Genomic DNA, 17,566 nt, shown 5'->3' on the forward strand with positions numbered 1-17,566 from the left:
CGATGCATCACCGTTCCGCAAGCCCTATCCGACCAGCCCGGTCTTTATTGCGCTCTTGACCGGCAGGACCACGCGCACGCTCAGCCCGCCCTGCGGCGCACGTCCCAGCGCAACGCTGCCATTCGCCCGCTCGACCTCCCGCTTGACGATCGCAAGCCCAAGACCAAGGCCGCCGGTGCGCCGCGAGCGCGATCCTTCAAGCCGGTAAAATGGCGTCAGGACACGATCGTACTCGCTTTCGGGAATACCCGGACCGCTATCCTCCACGACGATGGTGACCTGACCCTGCGCCTTTTTCGCCGTGACATACGCGCTGCCGCCATAATGGCAGGCGTTGTCGATCAGGTTGGCAAAGACGCGCTTCGTGGCCAGGGGACGCGCCTCGATCAGGCATCGATCCGGGCCGTTATAGGCCGTGTCGCGTCCCCGGTCGTGATGGGATTCCAGCAGGGTCATCAGCATCGCCGCCAGGTCGATCATGCGGGGCGGTTCGGGATCGAGATCGCCCGCGAGATAGGCGAGCACCCCCGTCACCATCGCCTCCATCTCCTCGATATCGGATTCGATGGCCGTCTGCGCCTCGGCATCGGCCAGAAAACCGACGCGCAGACGCAACCGCGCCAACGGCGTGCGCAGATCGTGCGAGACGGCGGCCAGAACTTCGGTCCGGTCGGTTATCAGGCGCTGGATGCGGATTTGCATGGCGTTGATCGCCCGCGCCAGCCCCCGCACCTCCTTGGGGCCACGCTCGTCCAGAGGTACCCAGTCGCCCTCGCCCGTCACGCCATCCGCAACCTCGGCCAAGGCCCGCAGCGGTGTACTCAACGCGCGCACGAGCATGGCTGCCGCGATCGCAACCGCGCCAGCCGTGATCGCGGCAGACGCCAGACCGCGCGTGACGTGTCGATGACGCAGGATATTCGGCGCCACGAAATCGAGCCGACTTCCATCCGACATGCGCAACATGCCGCGCACGCTGGTGGAAGACGTCGGCTGGGCATAGATTTGCAGTCCGGCATTCCCCAGCACACGATCGAGCGCGACCAGATTCTGTTCGAGCCGACGCAACGGATAAACCGGCGTTCCGGCTTCCGGCTGGCCGGCGGGATGCCACGTAATCGTCAGGCCGCTGTCGGAAAGCAGAACGGCCAGAACCGGCCGCTGGGTAACGGGCGTCATGTCCATGACGCGCAGATCGGTGCTCAGCGCCTCGCCGAGCTGGGCAATGCGCGCGTCGTCATCGATATAGGTTTCGGCTTCCTCGTAGAAGACGGCGCTGGCGATAAACACCAGAACAACCGCCGCGAGCAGGACCATACTGACCCGACCGACCAGACCGACCGGCCAGAGACGGATGCGACGCGGCGGCAGGGGCGGCATGATCGTCGTGCGTGTCAGACCCGCTCGACTTCCGCAACGAAGATATAGCCGAGCCCGCGGACCGTCCGGATCAGCGAATCGGCATCGTTGCCCAGCTTGCGGCGCAGACGACTGACCAGCACGTCGATGCTGCGGTCCGAGACATCCCCCAGACGTGTGCGGGAAAGTTCGAGCAGCCGATCGCGCGCGATGACCCGCTGGGGATTGTCGAGGAAGCTGATTAGCAGATCATGCTCGGCCCCGGAAATATCCACGGAGGCACCGGTCGGATCGGTCAGCTCGCGCCGGCGCAGATCGAGCGCCCAGCCGGCAAAACGAAGCGTCTCGCGACGGGCGCGTTCGGTCGGCGCAACCTGCTGCACGGCACCACGGCGCAGGACCGCACGCACGCGCGCCAGCAGTTCGCGCTGGCTGAACGGCTTGGCGACGTAGTCGTCCGCACCGATCTCGAGGCCCTGAACCCTGTCCCGTTCCTCACCGCGTGCGGACACCATAATGACGGGCGTCTGCGTCAGAGGCGTCTCGCCAGGATGGGAGATGCCCTGCCCGCCGCGCAGCGCGCGACAGAGATCGACGCCGTTCGTACCGGGCAACATGACGTCCAGAACAATCAGATCGACCGGAGCGGTCGATAGCGCCTCCCACATCTCATCGCCGGAGGCCACGCTTCGAACACGAAAGCCATCCCCCTGCAGAGCACGTTGAAGCAGTGTCCGCATGCCGGCGTCGTCTTCGACGACGAGAATGCGTGCGGGGAGATCGGAGGAAGATGAATTGCTGGTCATGAGGCGAACATGTCTACATCATCAATCAAGCAAAGGGGCAAACTTTTAGTTGAGCTCCACCCCTTTGACACGAATTTGGAACCTTACTTTGCCGCGCTCGCCGGTTTGGTCAATAGAAGCTCCCAAAGCTGCGCCAGGTCACGTTCGCCATTGTCGCCCTGAACCATATCGAAGGTCTTCTCGGCGTCGGTCGTCAGGCCGCCATCCATCTGCGCCATGCCATATTCGATGGTCGCAATGTTCGGATAGGCCGGCTTCTTGCCCAGGCCCTGCTGCATGAGCGCCAGGCCCGGCTGGACCTGACCGTTCAGCACCATGTTATAGCCGGTCGTCAGTGCCGGGCCGGCGTTCGGCGCCTTGGCCGCCGCTGCCGCATCATTGGCGAGACCGGCCTTCACCGTTGCCGCGCGGCTGATGAGCATTGCCCGCAGCTTGGCTTCGCGCGGGGCCGCTGCATCCTTGCCGAGCACCCCGTTCCTGTAGCCGAGGTTCAGCAAATTCACGCCAAGCTGGGGCACGTTCTGCTGCGCCGCGCGCTCCGCCATATCCATATAATCCGAAGGATCCTTTAGCGTGCCCGTCGTGGCGCGTAGGCGCAGCAGGTTCAGTTGCAGCGCTTCGGGCAGTTTCGGATTGGCTGCGAGGTTGTGGATCAGCGCTGCCCAGTAATCCGGCTTCGAATAATATTTCGCGAGCAGCACGTAGGCATGCGTTTCGTTGCCGGGGTCCTTGAGTTCACGATAACAGGTCGCCAGGAACTGCAGCTGGTTCTCTGTCGGGATCTGCCTGGCCTTGATCTCGGCATCGATCTGCTGCTGCTGTGCGGCGGCGGCGTTCTTGTAGTCCTTCTGCATGTAATAGGACTGAACGAGCAGCGTCTGCATCTGCGGATTGGGACCGGCAGCCTTCAGATAGCGCTGGATCGCCGGCACGGCGGCAGCATAGTTCTGCGCCTTGTAGGCCATGGAGGCCTGCGCCATCATCATCTGCTGCTTGGCGGCAGCCGGCGTCCGTGACGAGCCGATCAGCACGTCATAGGCCTTGATGGCGGCCGCCGTATCACCCGACTGGGCCGCGACGGCGGCGCGCATCTGCGCGATGGTGTAAGTCTCGTAATCCGTCTTCCCGCTTATCGCGTCAGCCGCGTTCACGTCGGCCATGGCCTTGGCATAATTCTTCGACGCCAGCGCGCTTTGCGCCTGCTGCAAAGGCTTGCCGACTTTGGCACTCAGTTCGTCCGCCGCGCGGGCGACGCCCGACACCGGAGAGATCGAGGGCATGACGGCACTGGCCGCAAGCAACGCGCCCGTGAATAGAGCGGCGCGGTGATGACGGATCAATCGCAACTTACTGTCCTTCCATGAACTGGTCCTGGCCAACGATGCCCAGTTTCGTGATCCCGAGGCGCTGCGCATCCGCAAGGACATGCGCCACCGTCTTGTAGTCGGCCAGACGATTGGGATGAATATGCATCTCAGGCTGGTCGGCCTGGTTGGCCGCTTCGCTGAAATGCGCCTGCAGATCCTGTTCGGTCGTCATCGGCTCGCCATTCCACGAGATGGAATTATCGAAATCGATCGCGACAGTAACAACCTTGGGCTGCTCCGTGGACGGCGGCGGATTGCCCTGCGGCAGATCCAGCGCCACGGAATGCGTCTGCAGCGGAATCGTGATGATCAGCATGATCAGCAGCACGAGCATGACGTCGATCAACGGCGTCGTGTTGATATCGACGATACCTTCGTCTTCGTGCGTGCTGTCCGATCCGACGCTCATGGCCATGACGGCATTCTCCAAAAGGCGAATTCGCCGCGTTGCATCGAACGACGGCTGTAAATCTGGGATCGCGTCGCCGGATCGATGATGACAACGATCCGGCTCGGCGTTCGGTTGCGCGCCCGATCAGTCCGGAGCGTGCGGCTGCTCGGTGATGAAGTCGACATGATAGATGCCGGCTTCCTGACAGGTCGCCACGACACGGCCTACCGCCTCGTAGCGCGCCTTGGCGTCGCCACGAATCTGGATTTGCGGCTGCGGCTTCATCACGGCGATCTTCTCGAGACGATCGAGCAGATCCTGATGACCACGCAGCGGCGCCTCGTTCCAGTAGGCCTGACCGTTCGCCGTCACAGCCAGCACGATGTTACCCGGCTTGGTCTGCGTCGGCTGGTTGGCGTCCTTGGGCAACTGCACCTTCACCGTATGCGTCGCCACGGGGATGGTGATGAGGAAGATGATGAGCAGGACAAGCATGACGTCGACGAGTGGCGTCGTATTGATCGCCGATACAACTTCGTCTTCGTCGCCTCCTCCTCCGACATTCATGGCCATGATCAGGCAACTCGCTCAGAAGTGGTGGTGGTGGTCGGCGTCGCCATGCGCCCCGTTTCCGGCGAAACGCCGTGACGGAAACCACCCAGCAAGACGGACTGGACGTCGGCCGCGAAGTTGCGGACGCGATCCATCGCACCCTTGTTGCGGCGGACGAGCAGGTTGTAGCCCAGCACGGCCGGAACGGCGGTGGCCAGACCGATAGCCGTCATGATCAGCGACTCACCAACCGGACCGGCAACCTTGTCGATCGACGCCTGGCCCGCGATGCCGATGGCCGTCAGTGCGTGATAGATACCCCACACCGTGCCGAACAGACCGACGAACGGCGAGGTCGAACCCACGGTGCCGAGGAAGGCCAGGCCGCCCTGCAGACGCGTGTTGATGGTGTCGACCGAACGCTGGATGGACATGGCCGTCCAGCTATGCAGGTCGATCGCATCGCGCATCGAACCTTCATGATGCTCGGCAGCAACAATACCCGTCTCGGCGACGTAGCGGAACGGCGAAGCCGGCTTCAGGGCGGCAGTGCCTTCCTGAACGGACCTCTTGGTCCAGAACTCGCGCGCCGCTTCCTTGGAGGAAGAGAACACCTTGGACTGCTCGAGGAACTTGGTGACCATGATGATCCACGTGCCAGCGGACATGATCACCATGATGATCAGAACGCCACGCGCAATCACGTCGCCATTGGCCCACAGGGCGCCCAGGCCATACGGGTTGCCCTGCGGCGCAGCCTCAGCCGGCGGAGCCGCGTCGGGAGCCGGCGTGGCGGGTGCGGCGGACGGTGCCGAACCGGCGTCGGCCGGCGGCGTCGACGGAGCAGCGGCACCGGCGTCCGGAGCCGGCGTGCCGGCAGCCGGCGGCGCGGAAGCATCCGGTGCCGCGGCAGGGGGCGCCGAAGCGTCGGGCGCGGGCGCGGCGGCCGGCGGCGGTGCGTTCGGGTCGGAACTGGGGGCCGCCTGCGCGAAGGCCGTGGCCGGCACGGCCACGCCCTGTGCGACGGCCAGCGTAACTGCCAGGGCCGGGGCGGCGAGAGCGGGAAGGCGGAACAGTCTCGTCATAAACTCCATATCCTCTGAAAAGAGCCCGCAGCGAGGGACTCTGGCAGCACCGCCTCATGAACCTCCCGAGGCGGCCCGTTTCGTTAAGGGAAGGTACCGGACGCCCCGGCACTTCCTGTTGTGAGCGACGCGCCGACCGTGCCGGCCTGTCGCTCGGTTTTCCGTTCGGACCGCGCCGGAGACGCGGCCCTTCTCATCTTCAGTCGCCGTCGCCCAGCGTGAAGTTGATGTGAAGCGTGTGGTGGTGCTCGACCACGGCCTGACCGTTACGGACGGCGGGCTGGTAGCGAGCCTTGCGCAGGAACTCCATCGCCGCCTCGACGAAGGCGTGACCGCCCGACGAATTGGTGACTTCGCAGTTCGACGTGCGCCCATCGGTGCCGATATCGCAGGCGACCGTTACGCTACCCTCGCGGTTTTCCTCCAGCATCTCCTCCGGGAAGATCGGCTTCGCACCGTTGATCGGCGCAGCACCTGCGGAATGATCCGGAACCGGCGGACCCGGCGGTGCGGCCGGCGTCGGCGGAGACGGCTGCGAGGCAGTCGCCGGCGGCATCGGCGCCGGCGGCTTCTCGTGCGTCACCTGCTTGATGACGTGATGCTGCGGCGGCGGCTGGATCTGGATCTTCGGCGGCGGAATATACGGCGGCGGCGGCGTCGTCATCTGCGGCGGTGGCGGCGGTGGCGGCGGCGGCGGCGGCTTCTTCGGCTCGGTGATGATCTGCGTCTTGATCGGCGGACGCAGATGCTGAACGATCGCCGATCCGAGCCCGTTGAGCAGGGCGTAGATCAAGGCAATGTGGAAGATCACCGCAATGGCGATGCCGACGATGTACTTCGTCGGGCTCCGCTGTTGCTCGGCGTAGTTCATCGAATGAGACCCTCCAAACCTTCGTTCCTCGTTGTCTGACCCTGCTTCGGGACAAGCGGGCGCCACCAGTATCGGCGCATAACCAAATCGTTTCACTTGGCGTTCGCTACGTCCCCGGCTCTTTCCGAGGCCGTCCCGAATACCGTTGCCATTCCCGTAAGGCATGGCACCTGTGCAATTTGGGCAAAACTATGATGCCGGTGTCAAGACGCTTTTATGTTGTAACAAAAAGCAACGCCGTAGAGCGGATCACGCGGATAGCCATATGCGCTGCGAGTTCCATCAGAAACGTTCAAATCATTGTCTGCAAGCGGAATATTAATGAAACGTCGATTTTAGGTCATAAAAAAAGCCCGGCACGCGGCCGGGCTCGACGTCTGTTGTTATTTTATTGCGCGGACGCACTGGCATCGGACCGTGTCGCACCCACGCGCTGTGCCAACGATGCCGACATGAAATCATCCAGCGAGCCATCGAGCACCGCGTCCGGGTTACCCTTTTCAACGCCGGTGCGCAGATCCTTCACCAGCTGATAGGGCGCCAGCACGTAGGAACGGATCTGATGACCCCAGCCGATGTCGGTCTTGGCGGCCTCCGTCGCGGCGGCAGCGGCTTCACGCTTCTGCAACTCCGCTTCGTAGAGACGCGCCTTGAGCATCTGCATGGCCGTGGCCCGGTTGCGGTGCTGGGACCGATCCGTCTGGCAGGCCACGATAATGCCGGTCGGCATATGCGTGATGCGAATCGCCGAATCGGTCTTGTTGACGTGCTGACCGCCCGCGCCGGATGCCCGGAACGTATCGACCTTCAGGTCCCCGTCGTTGATCTCGATCTCGATCGTGTCGTCCACCACCGGATAGACCCATACGGACGCAAAGGACGTCTGCCGACGCGCCGCGGCATCGAACGGCGAGATGCGCACCAGTCGATGCACCCCGGCTTCCGTCTTCAGCCAGCCATAGGCATTGGGCCCCGAGACGAGCAGCGTCGCGGATTTGATGCCCGCCTGCTCGCCTTCGCTGCTTTCCATCATCGTGACCTTGTAGCCGCGACGCTCCGACCAGCGGGTGTACATCCGCAGCAGCATTTCCGCCCAGTCCTGGGCTTCCGTGCCGCCCGCGCCAGAATTGACTTCCAGATAGCAGTCGTTGCTGTCCGCCTCGCCCGACAGCAGGCTCTCGATCTGGCGCGCATGCGCCTGTTCGGCGAGCTTGCGCAGGGTCGACACGGCCTCGTTGACCGTGTCCTGGTCGTCTTCCGCTTCCGCCAGTTCGGCGAGTTCGAGCATATCACGCGCATCGCGCTCGATCTGCTCGACGCCTTCCACCTGATTGGCCAGCATCGTGCGCTCACGCATCAGCTTCTGCGCGGCGTCGGCATCGTTCCAAAGCTCGGGGTCTTCGGCGCGGTGGTTCAGTTCCGCAAGACGGGTCTGTGCGACATCCCAGTCAAAGATGCCTCCTCAGCAGCGCGACGGACTGCTTGATCTGCTCGGATAGGGCCTCGGTTTCGGCCGACATGAAGAACTCTCCTCGAATAAGGGCTGCGGCTTAGTACAGGCCGCCCACGCCGATGTCACCCGTCTGCGCCGGTTGTTGCGCAGGCTGACCACTCTGGGCCACCGGGCCGCCATTCCCGGCGGCATTGCCTGTCGCCGCTCCATTTGGGGCCTGGCCCGGGCTGGGCAAGCCCTGCGCGGGCGCATCGGCCATATCCGTCTCCGAATCGGACACGTTCTCGGCACCGGTATCGGCGGCGGTGAGCGCCTCCGTGCCGGCGCCGAAGCCATGCAGCGCCACGCTCATGCCGGGCACCTGCCCGTTTTTGAACGCGTCCACGGCCATCAGGCGGCCGGTGTCGTAGCGCGCCAGAACGATGTCATCCGGCGCACGGAACGACAGGCGGGGACGCGATGCGAGCGCGACCTTCATCATCCTGTTCCAGATCGGACCGGCGATGCGACCGCCGTCCTCGTTCTTTCCCAGCGATTGCGGCGAATCGAACCCAACCCAGACCACGGTTACGATATCGGGCGAGAAGCCGGCGAACCACGCGTCATGGAAGTCCTGACTGGTGCCGGTCTTGCCCGCGATGTCCCGGTCGATCCCCACGCCAGCCAATGTGCCGGTGCCGCGCTTGATGACATCCTGCATCATCGTGACGATCTGGAACGCACTGTCCTCGCTGGCGATTCGCGGCCGCTGGTCGTCCACGACCGGCACTTCCAGGCTGCCGGGCGGTGGCGTGGCCGGCGCGGAGACGCCAACCGTCGGATTCGCAGGTGGGGTCGCCGACGGGTCGGCAGGCGGCGCATTGGGGTCGGCGGGCGTCGCATCGGGTGGTGGCGGGGGCGCCTGCATCATCGTGCCCAGCTTGAGGCCCGGCGGCTTCCAGATCACGTTGCCGTCACGATCCTGCACCGTATCGATCAGGGACGGCGGCACGATATGCCCGCCGGACGCAATGGAGGCATAGGCGGCGGTTTCCCGCAGGACCGTCGTTTCCACGGCACCCAGCGCGGCGGGCAGCACGTGGGGCATCTCCGCCACCAGCCCGGCCTTGATCGCCATGTCGGCGACCGATTTCATCCCCAGATGCGCGGCAAGGCGGATGGTGACGAGGTTGCGGCTCTCGCGCAGCGCGTCATGCAGCGTCGTCGGGCCCCAGTTGTCTTTCTCGTAGTTCTGCGGATGCCAGTCGCCATAAGACACCGGCGCATCCTCGAATTTCTCCGACGGCGGGACGCCCTGCTCCATCGCGTCCAGATAGACGAACGGCTTGAAGGAAGAGCCGGGCTGGCGAAGCGCCTGCGTCGCACGGTTGAACTGCGATTCGCGAAACGACCACCCGCCGACCATGGCAAGCACCCGGCCGGTCCGCACGTCCATCGTCACCAGCGCGCCTTCGACCTTCGGCACCTGACGCAATGCCACCCCGCCTTCCGCCTGCGGCTCGATCATCACCACGTCGCCGACATGGGACGAACGATAGACGTGCATCCACGCCTGATCCTTGCCCGCCAGGGTCGCGGTATGCGGCGCACCATCCTCGATCCAGCCGACACGGCCGGTCGCGGAGGACAGCGTGACCGCCAGCCGCCAGCGGTCCAGCATGCCCGGCGGCGGTTTCACGGCTTTCAGCGCCGCGACCCATTCGTCCTCGCTCGCCTTGCTGGAGAGCGTGATGCGCGTGACGGCGCCGCGCCAGCCGCCATGGCTGTGATCGTACGTCATCAACCCGTCGCGCAGGATCTGCGTGGCGTTGTTCTGCAGATCGGGATCGAGACTCGTATGCACGTCCAGACCGCCCTGCATGGCGCGGTCCTCACCGTATTGCGCGACGAGCTGTCGCCGAACCTCCGAGCCGAACCATTCGGAATTCGGCAGCGGCCCGAAACGTGGCGCGCCATGCGGGATCAGCGGTTCCTGCTGCCCGGCATCCGCATCCGCGCGGCTGATCGCGCCGATCTCCGCCATGCGCCCCAGAACCCAGTTGCGATGGCGCGTTGCGGCATCCGGGTGGCGATAGGGATTGTAGTTACTGGGCGATTTGGGCAGCGCGCCCAGGAAGGCGGCCTCAGCGTTGGTCAGCTGGTCGAGATGCTTGTTGAAGTAGGTCTGCGCCGCCGCGGCGACGCCATAGGCGCCTTCGCCCAGATAGATGCCGTTCAGATAGATTTCGAGGATCTTGTCCTTCGGCAGCGTCTGCTCGATCCGCACCGCCAGCAGCGCTTCCTGTATCTTGCGCTGCATGGTCAGCGAGTTGTTGTCGAGCACCATGTTGCGCGCGACCTGCTGGGTGATCGTCGATGCGCCGATCGGCCGACGCCCTTCCGGACGGTTGAGGTTGGTGATCTCCGCGCGCACGATGGCCAGCGGATCGACGCCGCCATGCGTGTAGAAATGCTGATCCTCCGCCGCGATGAAAGCGTTCTTCACCCGATTGGGGATGGCCGTGATCGGCACGTAGATGCGCCGCTCCGCCGCCAGTTCGGCCATCAGCCTGTCATCGCCGGTATAGATGCGGCTGACGGTCGGCGGCTGGTAATGGCGCAGGCTGTCCACGCTCGGCAGGGAGGCCGCCATCTCCTCGTATTGATGCCAGACGAACAGCCCGGCGCCGGTAACGCCCAGAATACCGATGGCCGCGACGATCGCGAGCGCCTGACGCACGCGCCGGAACCTCGGTCCCCGTGGCGGGTCGCCGTTGGGCGGGGCCGCCCGGCGACCGCCCGGCCGCGGCGGGTTGCCGCGCCCACCGCGACCGGCACCGAAAATTTCCCGCCGCCACATGGCAGGGCCGACACCGACGGAGACGAGCGCCGAGGAAGCAAGAGACGAAGAGCGGATCATGCCTCGACCTCTAGCATCGCGCGGGCCGTTCGTCGCCTCCTCCTTTTATGTCAATATCCGGGCATGACGCGCTGGTTCGCGCGTCATGGACATTGCGGACGACTACTGGCTTTTCTTCCAGGCGTCGCGGCCCTGCGTGTCGAGCGTTTTCATCTCGTCGTCCGAAAGCTCGATATCGACGGCGCGAACATTCTCCTCCAGATGATCGGCACTGCCCGTGCCGGGGATCGGCAGGATGACGGGCGAGCGCTTCAGCAGCCATGCGAGTGCGATCTGTCCCGGATCGGCGTTGCGGTCCCTGGCGATCTTGTCCAGATCGGTGCCCGGTCTGGCAAGGTCGCCCGCCGCCAGCGGCGCCCAGGGGATGAAGCCGATGCCGTTTTTGGTGCAATAGTCCAGCACGTCCTCGGATTTGCGATCGACCAGATTGAAGCGGTTCTGCGTCGTCGTCACCTTGAAGAACTGACTGGCCTTCTCGATCGTCGGGATATCGACTTCGGAGAGACCGACATGGCGGATCAGCCCTTCCTGCTGCATCCTGGCGATCGCCTCGAACTGCTTTTCCGCCGGACAATCGGGGCCGACGCGATGAAGCTGCCACAGATCGATCCGCTTGATGCCAAGGCGGCGCAGGGACATCAGCACGCATTGCCGCAGATAATCCGGATTGCCGACCGGCCGCCAGATATCGGGGCCATGGCGGGTCAGACCGCCCTTCGTGGCAATGACGAGGTTATCGTAGGGGGACAATGCCTCGCGGATCAGATCCTCGGACACGAACGGACCGTAAGAATCCGCCGTGTCGATCAGGTCGATGCCCAGCTCCCGCGTGCGTTTGAGCGTGGCGATGGCTTTCGCGCGGTCGGGCGGCTCGCCCCATACTCCCTTGCCGGTGATGCGCATCGCGCCGAAACCCAGCCGCACGACCTCGAGATCGCCGCCGATTTTGAACGTGCCTGATTTTCTGGCGTCAGGTGTGGACATGTTGCCGTCTCCTGGATGGTTTCGACGGCCTTAACGCGATGGCGGCGCATGTCGTTCGACTGGATTCGAAGTCATCCATGGCCGCCCCTGCACTGGACGTCACGGCGAAGACGATGTTCTGTTGATCTCATGACGCGATGCCGCGTTGCAGTTCGACACTCTCGTTGAGACTACCAAGGAACCCCGAACCCATGGCCCATGTCAGCCCTCATGCCGGCAAAACGCTCGATCGGTCGCAACTGGCGGACATCCCGGCGCTGATCGCCGCGTATTACGACCGCAAGCCGGACGCATCCGTCGCAGGACAGCGCGTATCCTTCGGCACGTCCGGCCATCGCGGTTCGTCGCTGCATACCAGCTTCAACGAGGACCATATCCTTGCCATCTGCGAGGCCATCGCGCGGCACCGCAAGGCGGAAGGCATCGACGGCCCGTTGTTCATCGGTATCGATTCGCATGCCCTGTCCGAACCGGCGCAGAAATCCGCCATCGAGGTCTTCGCGGCGCATGGGATCGAGGTCCGCATCGACGACAAGGGCGGCTACACCCCCACCCCGGTCATCTCCCATGCGATCCTGACCTATAACAAGGGGCGCACCGCCGGCCTGGCCGATGGCGTGGTGGTAACGCCGTCCCACAATCCGCCGACCGATGGCGGCTTCAAGTACAATCCGCCGAACGGCGGCCCGGCCGATACCGCCATCACCAAGGCGGTGCAGGACATGGCCAACGACTTCCTCGCCAATGGCCTGAAGGACGTCCGGCGCCTGCCCTATGAGGAAGCGAAGCAGGTATCGAGCATTCAGGGCTACGACTTCGTCACCCCCTATGTGGACGATCTCGAATCGGTCATCGACATGGCGGCCATCCGCGATGCGAAGGTGAAGATCGGCATCGATCCGCTGGGCGGCGCGGCGGTGGGTTACTGGCCGGCCATCATCGAACGCTACGGCCTGAACGCCACGGTGGTGAGCGACGAGGTCGACCCGACGTTCAGCTTTATGACGGCGGACTGGGACGGCCAGATCCGCATGGACTGCTCCTCCCCCTACGCGATGGCGCGGCTCATCAGGATGGGCGAGCAGTTCGACGTCGCCTTCGCCAACGATACGGATGCCGATCGCCATGGCATCGTGGCGCAGCCGGATGGCCTGTTGAACCCCAATCATTATCTGGCCGTCGCCGTCTCCTACCTCTTCCGCAACCGCCCGGAATGGAAAGCCGATCTGGGCGTGGGCAAGACTCTGGTGAGTTCGGGACTGATCGACCGCGTGACGGCCGATATGGGCCGGAAACTGGTGGAAGTGCCGGTCGGGCTGAAATGGTTCGTGCCGGGACTGATCGACGGCTCCCTCGGCTTCGGTGGCGAGGAAAGCGCGGGCGCGACGTTCCTGCGACGCGACGGCACCGTCTGGACGACGGACAAGGACGGCCTGATCCTCGGCCTGCTGGCCGCCGAGATCACCGCCAGGACCGGCAAGAACCCGAGCGCGCATTATCACGACATCATCGCCAGACTTGGCACGCCCTATTACGAGCGAATCGATGCGCCCGCCAACGCGGAGCAGAAAGCCAAACTCGGCAAGCTCGCGCCGGAACAGTTCCCGCTGGAGGAGCTGGCGGGCGAGAAGATCACCGCCAAGCTGACGAAGGCGCCGGGCAACGGCGCGGCAATCGGCGGATTGAAGGTGACGACCGAGAATGGCTGGTTCGCCGCGCGTCCGTCCGGGACGGAGGATGTCTACAAGATCTACGCCGAAAGCTTCAAAAGCCCCGAGCATCTGAAAGCCATTCAGGAGGAGGCGCAGGCCGCGATCTCGAAGGTCTTCGCCAGCTAGTCCCGCATGGGCTGCGGCGGCGCCATCCGCTGCCGTAGCCTCGGCGTCGCGAAATCGAGAAAACAACGCATTTTCAGCGGCATCTGCCCGCGTGGCACATGCAGCAGGCTGATCGGCACGGGCAATCGTTCGAAGGCTTCCAGAACGATGCGCAGGGCACCGTCGCGGACGGCCTGCGACACCTGATAATGCAGCAATTGCGCAAACCCGATGCCCCTGATGGCGGCGGACACGACGGCGTCCGTCGTCGTCACGGACAGTCGGGGCGTCACGCGCACGTCCGTTACACGCATCCGGCCCTTGCCGCGGAAACGCCAGATCGATGAGGACAGCGGCGTGTCCAGCCCGATGCACGGGAGTCCGGCCAGATCGTCCGGGGTCGCGGGCATGCCGCCATCGGCCAGCAGCGCGGGACTGGCGCACACCACCGCGCGCATCAGGCCGATGCGTGTCGCCACCATGGAACTGTCAGGCAGCGCGCCGATCCGCACCGCCATGTCCACATGCGCATCAACCAGATCCAGCGTGTGATCGACCAGGATCAGCCGAACGCGGATATCAGGGAACGCCGCCAGAAAATCCGCGACGACCGGCAGCACATGCAAACTCCCGAACATGACCGGCGCGGTGAGCACCAGCTCCCCTCTTGGCAGGGTGAACTCACCGGCCGCGGCCCGTTCGGCTTCCTCGACCTCATCCAGAATACGCCGTGCCGCCGCGACGTAGGCGATCCCGGCATCCGTCAGGGCGAGCCTGCGGGTGCTGCGCAGCAACAGATGCGTGCCAAGGCGCGCCTCCAGCGCCGAGATCTTCCGGCTCAACGTCGTCAACGGCACGTTGAGCCCGCGCCCGGCGGCGGAGAGACTGCCGGCATCCACGACTGTCACCAGCATCTTCATGGCATCGAGACGATCCATTCACTCTTCCATATTATGGTGGAATGCTTTCCGGAAATACCGGATTATGCCTGAACGCGACATGACGCAGGCTGCGTTTCCATACCGATGGAGACGACATCATGGCGCATCAGACCTTTCGAACCGTCGACGTGGACGGGCTGGACATCTTCTATCGCGAAGCGGGTAACGCCGCGAGACCGACGCTCCTGCTCCTGCATGGCTTCCCGACCGGCAGCTACATGTTCCGCGACCTGATCCCGCTGCTGGCGGACCGCTTCCACCTTGTGGCGCCCGACCTGCCGGGATTCGGCCTGTCGGCCATGCCGCCGCGCGCGCAGTTCAGCTACACGTTCGACAATCTGGCACGCGTCGTCTCACGCTTCACGGAGATCATCGGCCTCCAGCGTTTCGGGCTCTATATCTTCGATTACGGTGCGCCGACCGGCCTGCGCATGGCGTTGCGTCATCCCGAGCGGATCACCGGCATCGTCTCGCAGAATGGCAACGCCTATGAGGAAGGCCTGAGCGATGGCTGGGATCCCATTGCACGCTACTGGCGCGATCCGAACGACGCCAACCGCCAGGCGCTACGCACGTTCCTGACGCCGGATGCCATTCGCTGGCAATATGAACATGGCGTCCACGATATCGCGACCGTCTCGCCGGACGGATACACGCTCGATGCCGCCTTCATGGCGCGTCCGGGCGCGGATGAGATCCAGCTCGACCTCATGCTCGATTACGCCAGCAACGTGGCACTCTACCCCGATTTCCAGAACTATTTCCGGGTGCACCGCCCGCCGTTTCTGGCGATCTGGGGACGGAACGATCCGTTCTTCCTGCCCCCCGGTGCGGAAGCCTACCGTCGCGACCTGCCGGATGCCACCGTCCGGCTGCTCGACACCGGGCATTTCGCGCTGGAGACGCACGCGGAGACCATCGCCCGGGCGATCGGCGACAAATTCACATGACAGGGCCAGTCGGCACTCAGCCCAGCAGGCGACCGATCACCTGCGCCGTATAATCCACGACCGGCACGATGCGCCCATAATTCAGGCGCGTCGGGCCGATCACCCCGATCGCACCGACGATGCGCTGCGCCTCGTTACGCGCGGGCGCGACCACCATGGAGACGCCGGACATGCCGAACAGGCCGCTCTCCGCACCGATATAGATCCGCACGCCTTCCGAATCCTGCGCCAGTTGCAACAGGCGGAGCATCGTCTCCTGTGTTTCCAGCCGCTCGAACAGCATCTGGATCGTGGTCAGCCGTTCGATCTCCGTGATGTCGGTCAGCAGGTTCCCCTGACCGCGCAGGAATAGCGTGCCGTGGCTTTCGTCCCATGTCGCCAGACCGCTTTCGATGACGTTGGCGGCCAGCGCATCCAGTTCGTGACGGTCGGCCTGCATCTCCTCGGAAACGCGGGTGCGCAAGGCGGCCAGCGTCAGGTCCCCCAGACGGGCATTGAGGTAATTGCCCGCCTCCACCAGGGCGGAAGGCGGCACGCCCGGCGGCGTCTCGATCACGCGGTTCTCCACCTGCCCGTTCGCGCCGACGAGGATGACCAGAACGCGCGACGGGCCGAGCGCCACGAATTCGATATGCTTCAGGGCCGCATCGTTCTTGGGCGCCAGCACCAGCCCGGCCGCGGCGGAGAGGCCGGAGAGCATGGCGGATGCCTCGCCCAGCATGTCCTGCACGGAGCGCCCGCGCGGTTCGAGCCGCCGGGCGATCTGCTGGCGGTCATCCTCGCTAAGGCCACCGAACTGCAACAACCCGTCCACGAACAGGCGAACGCCTTTCTCGGTCGGCAGACGCCCGGCTGAGACGTGCGGGCTGAACAGGAGGCCGGCCTGCGTCAGATCCGCCATGACGTTTCGGATGGTGGCTGGCGAGAGGATGGGTGTCAGCCGCTGCGACAGGGTCCGGCTGCCGACGGGTTCGCCCGTCTCCACATACTGCTCCACGATCTCGCGAAGGATGGCGGCGGCGCGCGAATCCAGTCCGTGCGAAAGGCCGTTGAGATCGATCATGGCGTGGTTGCTCCCGCGACGGTGGCATTGCGACTGTTACACGATAATATAGGCGGCAATCCTGCCTTAAACGAGACGCGCGCCGGATCGTCTTGCGCGCCGATGCGTTCATCCCTGCTCTTCCCGCTTCATCCGCCTTCGTCGAGAGAGTTTTCATGCCACGCGTCGCGGCCGTTCATATCTATCCCGTCAAAAGCCTTCACCGAATTTCTCCCGACCATCTGGACCTGCGCCCCTGGGGGCCGGAAGGCGACCGGCGCTGGCTGGTGACCGACCCGGACGGCAACTTCATCTCCCAGCGCGAATGCAGCGCCATGGCGTTAATCACGCCGACCCCCACCGCCCTCGGCCTGACGCTCTCCCGCCGTGACATGGCGGATTGCGTGGTGCGACGACCCAACGACCATGCCCATCGGCGCCACGTGCGCGTCTGGGGCGACTGGATGGAAGCACGCGAGGCCAGCCAGCGGGCCGGAGAATGGCTGAGCGCGGCGCTGGGACGCCCCGCCCGCCTGGCCTACATGGACACGCCGGAAGCCGCGCGTATCCGCGATGTCGGCGGTCAGGCGAACCCGGTTTCCTTCGCGGACGAATACCCGATCCTGATCGCCAATGTGGCGTCGCTCGACGACCTCAACACCCGGCTGGACGAAAAGCTGCCGATGACACGCTTCCGCCCTAACATCGTGGCGGAGGATGCCGAGGCATGGGAGGAGGACGGCTGGCGACGCATCCGCATCGGCGAGGCGATCCTGCGCGTCGTCAGCCCCTGCGCGCGCTGCGGCATCACCTCGGTCGATCAGGAAACGGGCGAAATCCGTGACAGGAAGCAGCCGCTGGCCGCGCTGGCCAGCTTCCGTCGCGGACATGGCGGCGTGATGTTCGCGCAGAACGCCACCATCGAAACGCCGGGCCGAATCGCACCCGGCGATACCATCGAAATTCTCGAACGCGGTGAATCGAATCTGGGTTGATCGCTTCGGATATGGCAGGCCGATTCCAATCCACGAACTGTCCCGCTCGTTCCT

15 protein-coding genes are annotated in these 17,566 nt (G+C 64.6%); 3 read left to right on the forward strand and 12 right to left on the reverse strand.

What is annotated here, in order from left to right; genetic code table 11:
- Positions 1-24 precede the first annotated feature (24 nt).
- The 10 genes from A0U93_RS07855 to A0U93_RS07900 all read right to left on the reverse strand — a co-directional run bounded on the left by A0U93_RS07855 (position 25) and on the right by A0U93_RS07900 (position 11,767).
- On the reverse strand, positions 25-1,380 hold the full coding sequence (locus tag A0U93_RS07855) for an ATP-binding protein (protein ID WP_077806851.1): 1,356 nt from the start codon (positions 1,378-1,380) through the stop codon (positions 25-27).
- Positions 1,381-1,394: 14 nt separating this feature from the next.
- Positions 1,395-2,165 carry a response regulator gene (locus tag A0U93_RS07860; RefSeq protein WP_077806852.1) on the reverse strand — a complete coding sequence of 257 codons (771 nt, stop codon included), beginning with the start codon at positions 2,163-2,165 and terminating at the stop codon, positions 1,395-1,397.
- 83 nt (positions 2,166-2,248) lie between these two features.
- Positions 2,249-3,445: a tetratricopeptide repeat protein gene (locus A0U93_RS07865; protein WP_077808418.1), complete on the reverse strand. Its 1,197-nt coding sequence runs from the start codon at positions 3,443-3,445 to the stop codon at positions 2,249-2,251.
- Between the two features lie 67 nt (positions 3,446-3,512).
- Positions 3,513-3,947, reverse strand: a complete 435-nt coding sequence (locus A0U93_RS07870; RefSeq protein ID WP_077806853.1) for an ExbD/TolR family protein — start codon at positions 3,945-3,947, stop codon at positions 3,513-3,515.
- A gap of 120 nt (positions 3,948-4,067) precedes the next feature.
- The gene (locus A0U93_RS07875) at positions 4,068-4,496 is read right to left on the reverse strand and encodes an ExbD/TolR family protein (RefSeq protein WP_077806854.1); all 429 of its coding nucleotides are present in this window, start codon (positions 4,494-4,496) and stop codon (positions 4,068-4,070) included.
- A 2-nt stretch (positions 4,497-4,498) separates the two neighbouring features.
- Complete coding sequence (locus A0U93_RS07880; protein ID WP_077806855.1) at positions 4,499-5,560, reverse strand: MotA/TolQ/ExbB proton channel family protein; 1,062 nt, start codon at positions 5,558-5,560, stop codon at positions 4,499-4,501.
- Between the two features lie 199 nt (positions 5,561-5,759).
- Positions 5,760-6,431, reverse strand: coding sequence for an energy transducer TonB (locus A0U93_RS07885; RefSeq protein ID WP_077806856.1), 672 nt, complete (start codon positions 6,429-6,431; stop codon positions 5,760-5,762).
- 388 nt (positions 6,432-6,819) lie between these two features.
- Positions 6,820-7,951, reverse strand: a protein-coding gene (prfB, locus tag A0U93_RS07890; RefSeq protein WP_147150790.1) for a peptide chain release factor 2 whose coding sequence is annotated in 2 segments (ribosomal slippage) — positions 6,820-7,881 and positions 7,883-7,951 — 1,131 coding nt in all. Because the reading frame shifts where the segments join, the coding sequence is not laid out codon by codon here.
- A 30-nt stretch (positions 7,952-7,981) separates the two neighbouring features.
- Positions 7,982-10,723 carry a penicillin-binding protein 1A gene (locus A0U93_RS07895; protein ID WP_077808419.1) on the reverse strand — a complete coding sequence of 914 codons (2,742 nt, stop codon included), beginning with the start codon at positions 10,721-10,723 and terminating at the stop codon, positions 7,982-7,984.
- A gap of 162 nt (positions 10,724-10,885) precedes the next feature.
- On the reverse strand, positions 10,886-11,767 hold the full coding sequence (locus A0U93_RS07900) for an aldo/keto reductase (protein ID WP_077806859.1): 882 nt from the start codon (positions 11,765-11,767) through the stop codon (positions 10,886-10,888).
- A 191-nt stretch (positions 11,768-11,958) separates the two neighbouring features.
- Between A0U93_RS07900 and pgm the strand changes: the two genes are divergently transcribed.
- Complete coding sequence (pgm, locus tag A0U93_RS07905) at positions 11,959-13,605, forward strand: phosphoglucomutase (alpha-D-glucose-1,6-bisphosphate-dependent) (RefSeq protein WP_077806860.1); 1,647 nt, start codon at positions 11,959-11,961, stop codon at positions 13,603-13,605.
- On the opposite strand, the gene A0U93_RS07910 is transcribed toward pgm, so the two are convergent.
- Positions 13,602-14,522 carry a LysR family transcriptional regulator gene (locus A0U93_RS07910; protein ID WP_077806862.1) on the reverse strand — a complete coding sequence of 307 codons (921 nt, stop codon included), beginning with the start codon at positions 14,520-14,522 and terminating at the stop codon, positions 13,602-13,604. The two genes, pgm and A0U93_RS07910, sit on opposite strands and share 4 nt — an antisense overlap.
- A gap of 101 nt (positions 14,523-14,623) precedes the next feature.
- Between A0U93_RS07910 and A0U93_RS07915 the strand changes: the two genes are divergently transcribed.
- Positions 14,624-15,475, forward strand: a complete 852-nt coding sequence (locus A0U93_RS07915) for an alpha/beta fold hydrolase (RefSeq protein WP_077806864.1) — start codon at positions 14,624-14,626, stop codon at positions 15,473-15,475.
- Positions 15,476-15,491: 16 nt separating this feature from the next.
- On the opposite strand, the gene hrcA is transcribed toward A0U93_RS07915, so the two are convergent.
- A complete protein-coding gene (hrcA, locus tag A0U93_RS07920) occupies positions 15,492-16,538 on the reverse strand; it encodes a heat-inducible transcriptional repressor HrcA (protein ID WP_077806865.1) in 1,047 nt (348 codons plus the stop codon).
- 155 nt (positions 16,539-16,693) lie between these two features.
- Between hrcA and A0U93_RS07925 the strand changes: the two genes are divergently transcribed.
- Positions 16,694-17,512 (forward strand): MOSC domain-containing protein, encoded by an 819-nt coding sequence (locus A0U93_RS07925; RefSeq protein WP_077808420.1) that lies wholly within the window; start codon positions 16,694-16,696, stop codon positions 17,510-17,512.
- Positions 17,513-17,566: the final 54 nt, after the last annotated feature.

Origin of the sequence: Neoasaia chiangmaiensis, assembly GCF_002005465.1 — a bacterium.
Classification (GTDB): Bacteria; Pseudomonadota; Alphaproteobacteria; order Acetobacterales; family Acetobacteraceae; genus Neoasaia; species Neoasaia chiangmaiensis.

Coding starts and splice junctions, on each gene's coding strand:
- A0U93_RS07855 (WP_077806851.1), bottom strand. CDS start 1,380: ATGCCGCCCCTGCCGCCGCGTCGCATCCGTCTCTGGCCGGTCGGTCTG.
- A0U93_RS07860 (WP_077806852.1), bottom strand. CDS start 2,165: ATGACCAGCAATTCATCTTCCTCCGATCTCCCCGCACGCATTCTCGTC.
- A0U93_RS07865 (WP_077808418.1), bottom strand. CDS start 3,445: ATGCCCTCGATCTCTCCGGTGTCGGGCGTCGCCCGCGCGGCGGACGAA.
- A0U93_RS07870 (WP_077806853.1), bottom strand. CDS start 3,947: ATGGCCATGAGCGTCGGATCGGACAGCACGCACGAAGACGAAGGTATC.
- A0U93_RS07875 (WP_077806854.1), bottom strand. CDS start 4,496: ATGGCCATGAATGTCGGAGGAGGAGGCGACGAAGACGAAGTTGTATCG.
- A0U93_RS07880 (WP_077806855.1), bottom strand. CDS start 5,560: ATGACGAGACTGTTCCGCCTTCCCGCTCTCGCCGCCCCGGCCCTGGCA.
- A0U93_RS07885 (WP_077806856.1), bottom strand. CDS start 6,431: ATGAACTACGCCGAGCAACAGCGGAGCCCGACGAAGTACATCGTCGGC.
- A0U93_RS07895 (WP_077808419.1), bottom strand. CDS start 10,723: ATGTGGCGGCGGGAAATTTTCGGTGCCGGTCGCGGTGGGCGCGGCAAC.
- A0U93_RS07900 (WP_077806859.1), bottom strand. CDS start 11,767: ATGTCCACACCTGACGCCAGAAAATCAGGCACGTTCAAAATCGGCGGC.
- pgm (WP_077806860.1), top strand. CDS start 11,959: ATGGCCCATGTCAGCCCTCATGCCGGCAAAACGCTCGATCGGTCGCAA.
- A0U93_RS07910 (WP_077806862.1), bottom strand. CDS start 14,522: ATGGATCGTCTCGATGCCATGAAGATGCTGGTGACAGTCGTGGATGCC.
- A0U93_RS07915 (WP_077806864.1), top strand. CDS start 14,624: ATGGCGCATCAGACCTTTCGAACCGTCGACGTGGACGGGCTGGACATC.
- hrcA (WP_077806865.1), bottom strand. CDS start 16,538: ATGATCGATCTCAACGGCCTTTCGCACGGACTGGATTCGCGCGCCGCC.
- A0U93_RS07925 (WP_077808420.1), top strand. CDS start 16,694: ATGCCACGCGTCGCGGCCGTTCATATCTATCCCGTCAAAAGCCTTCAC.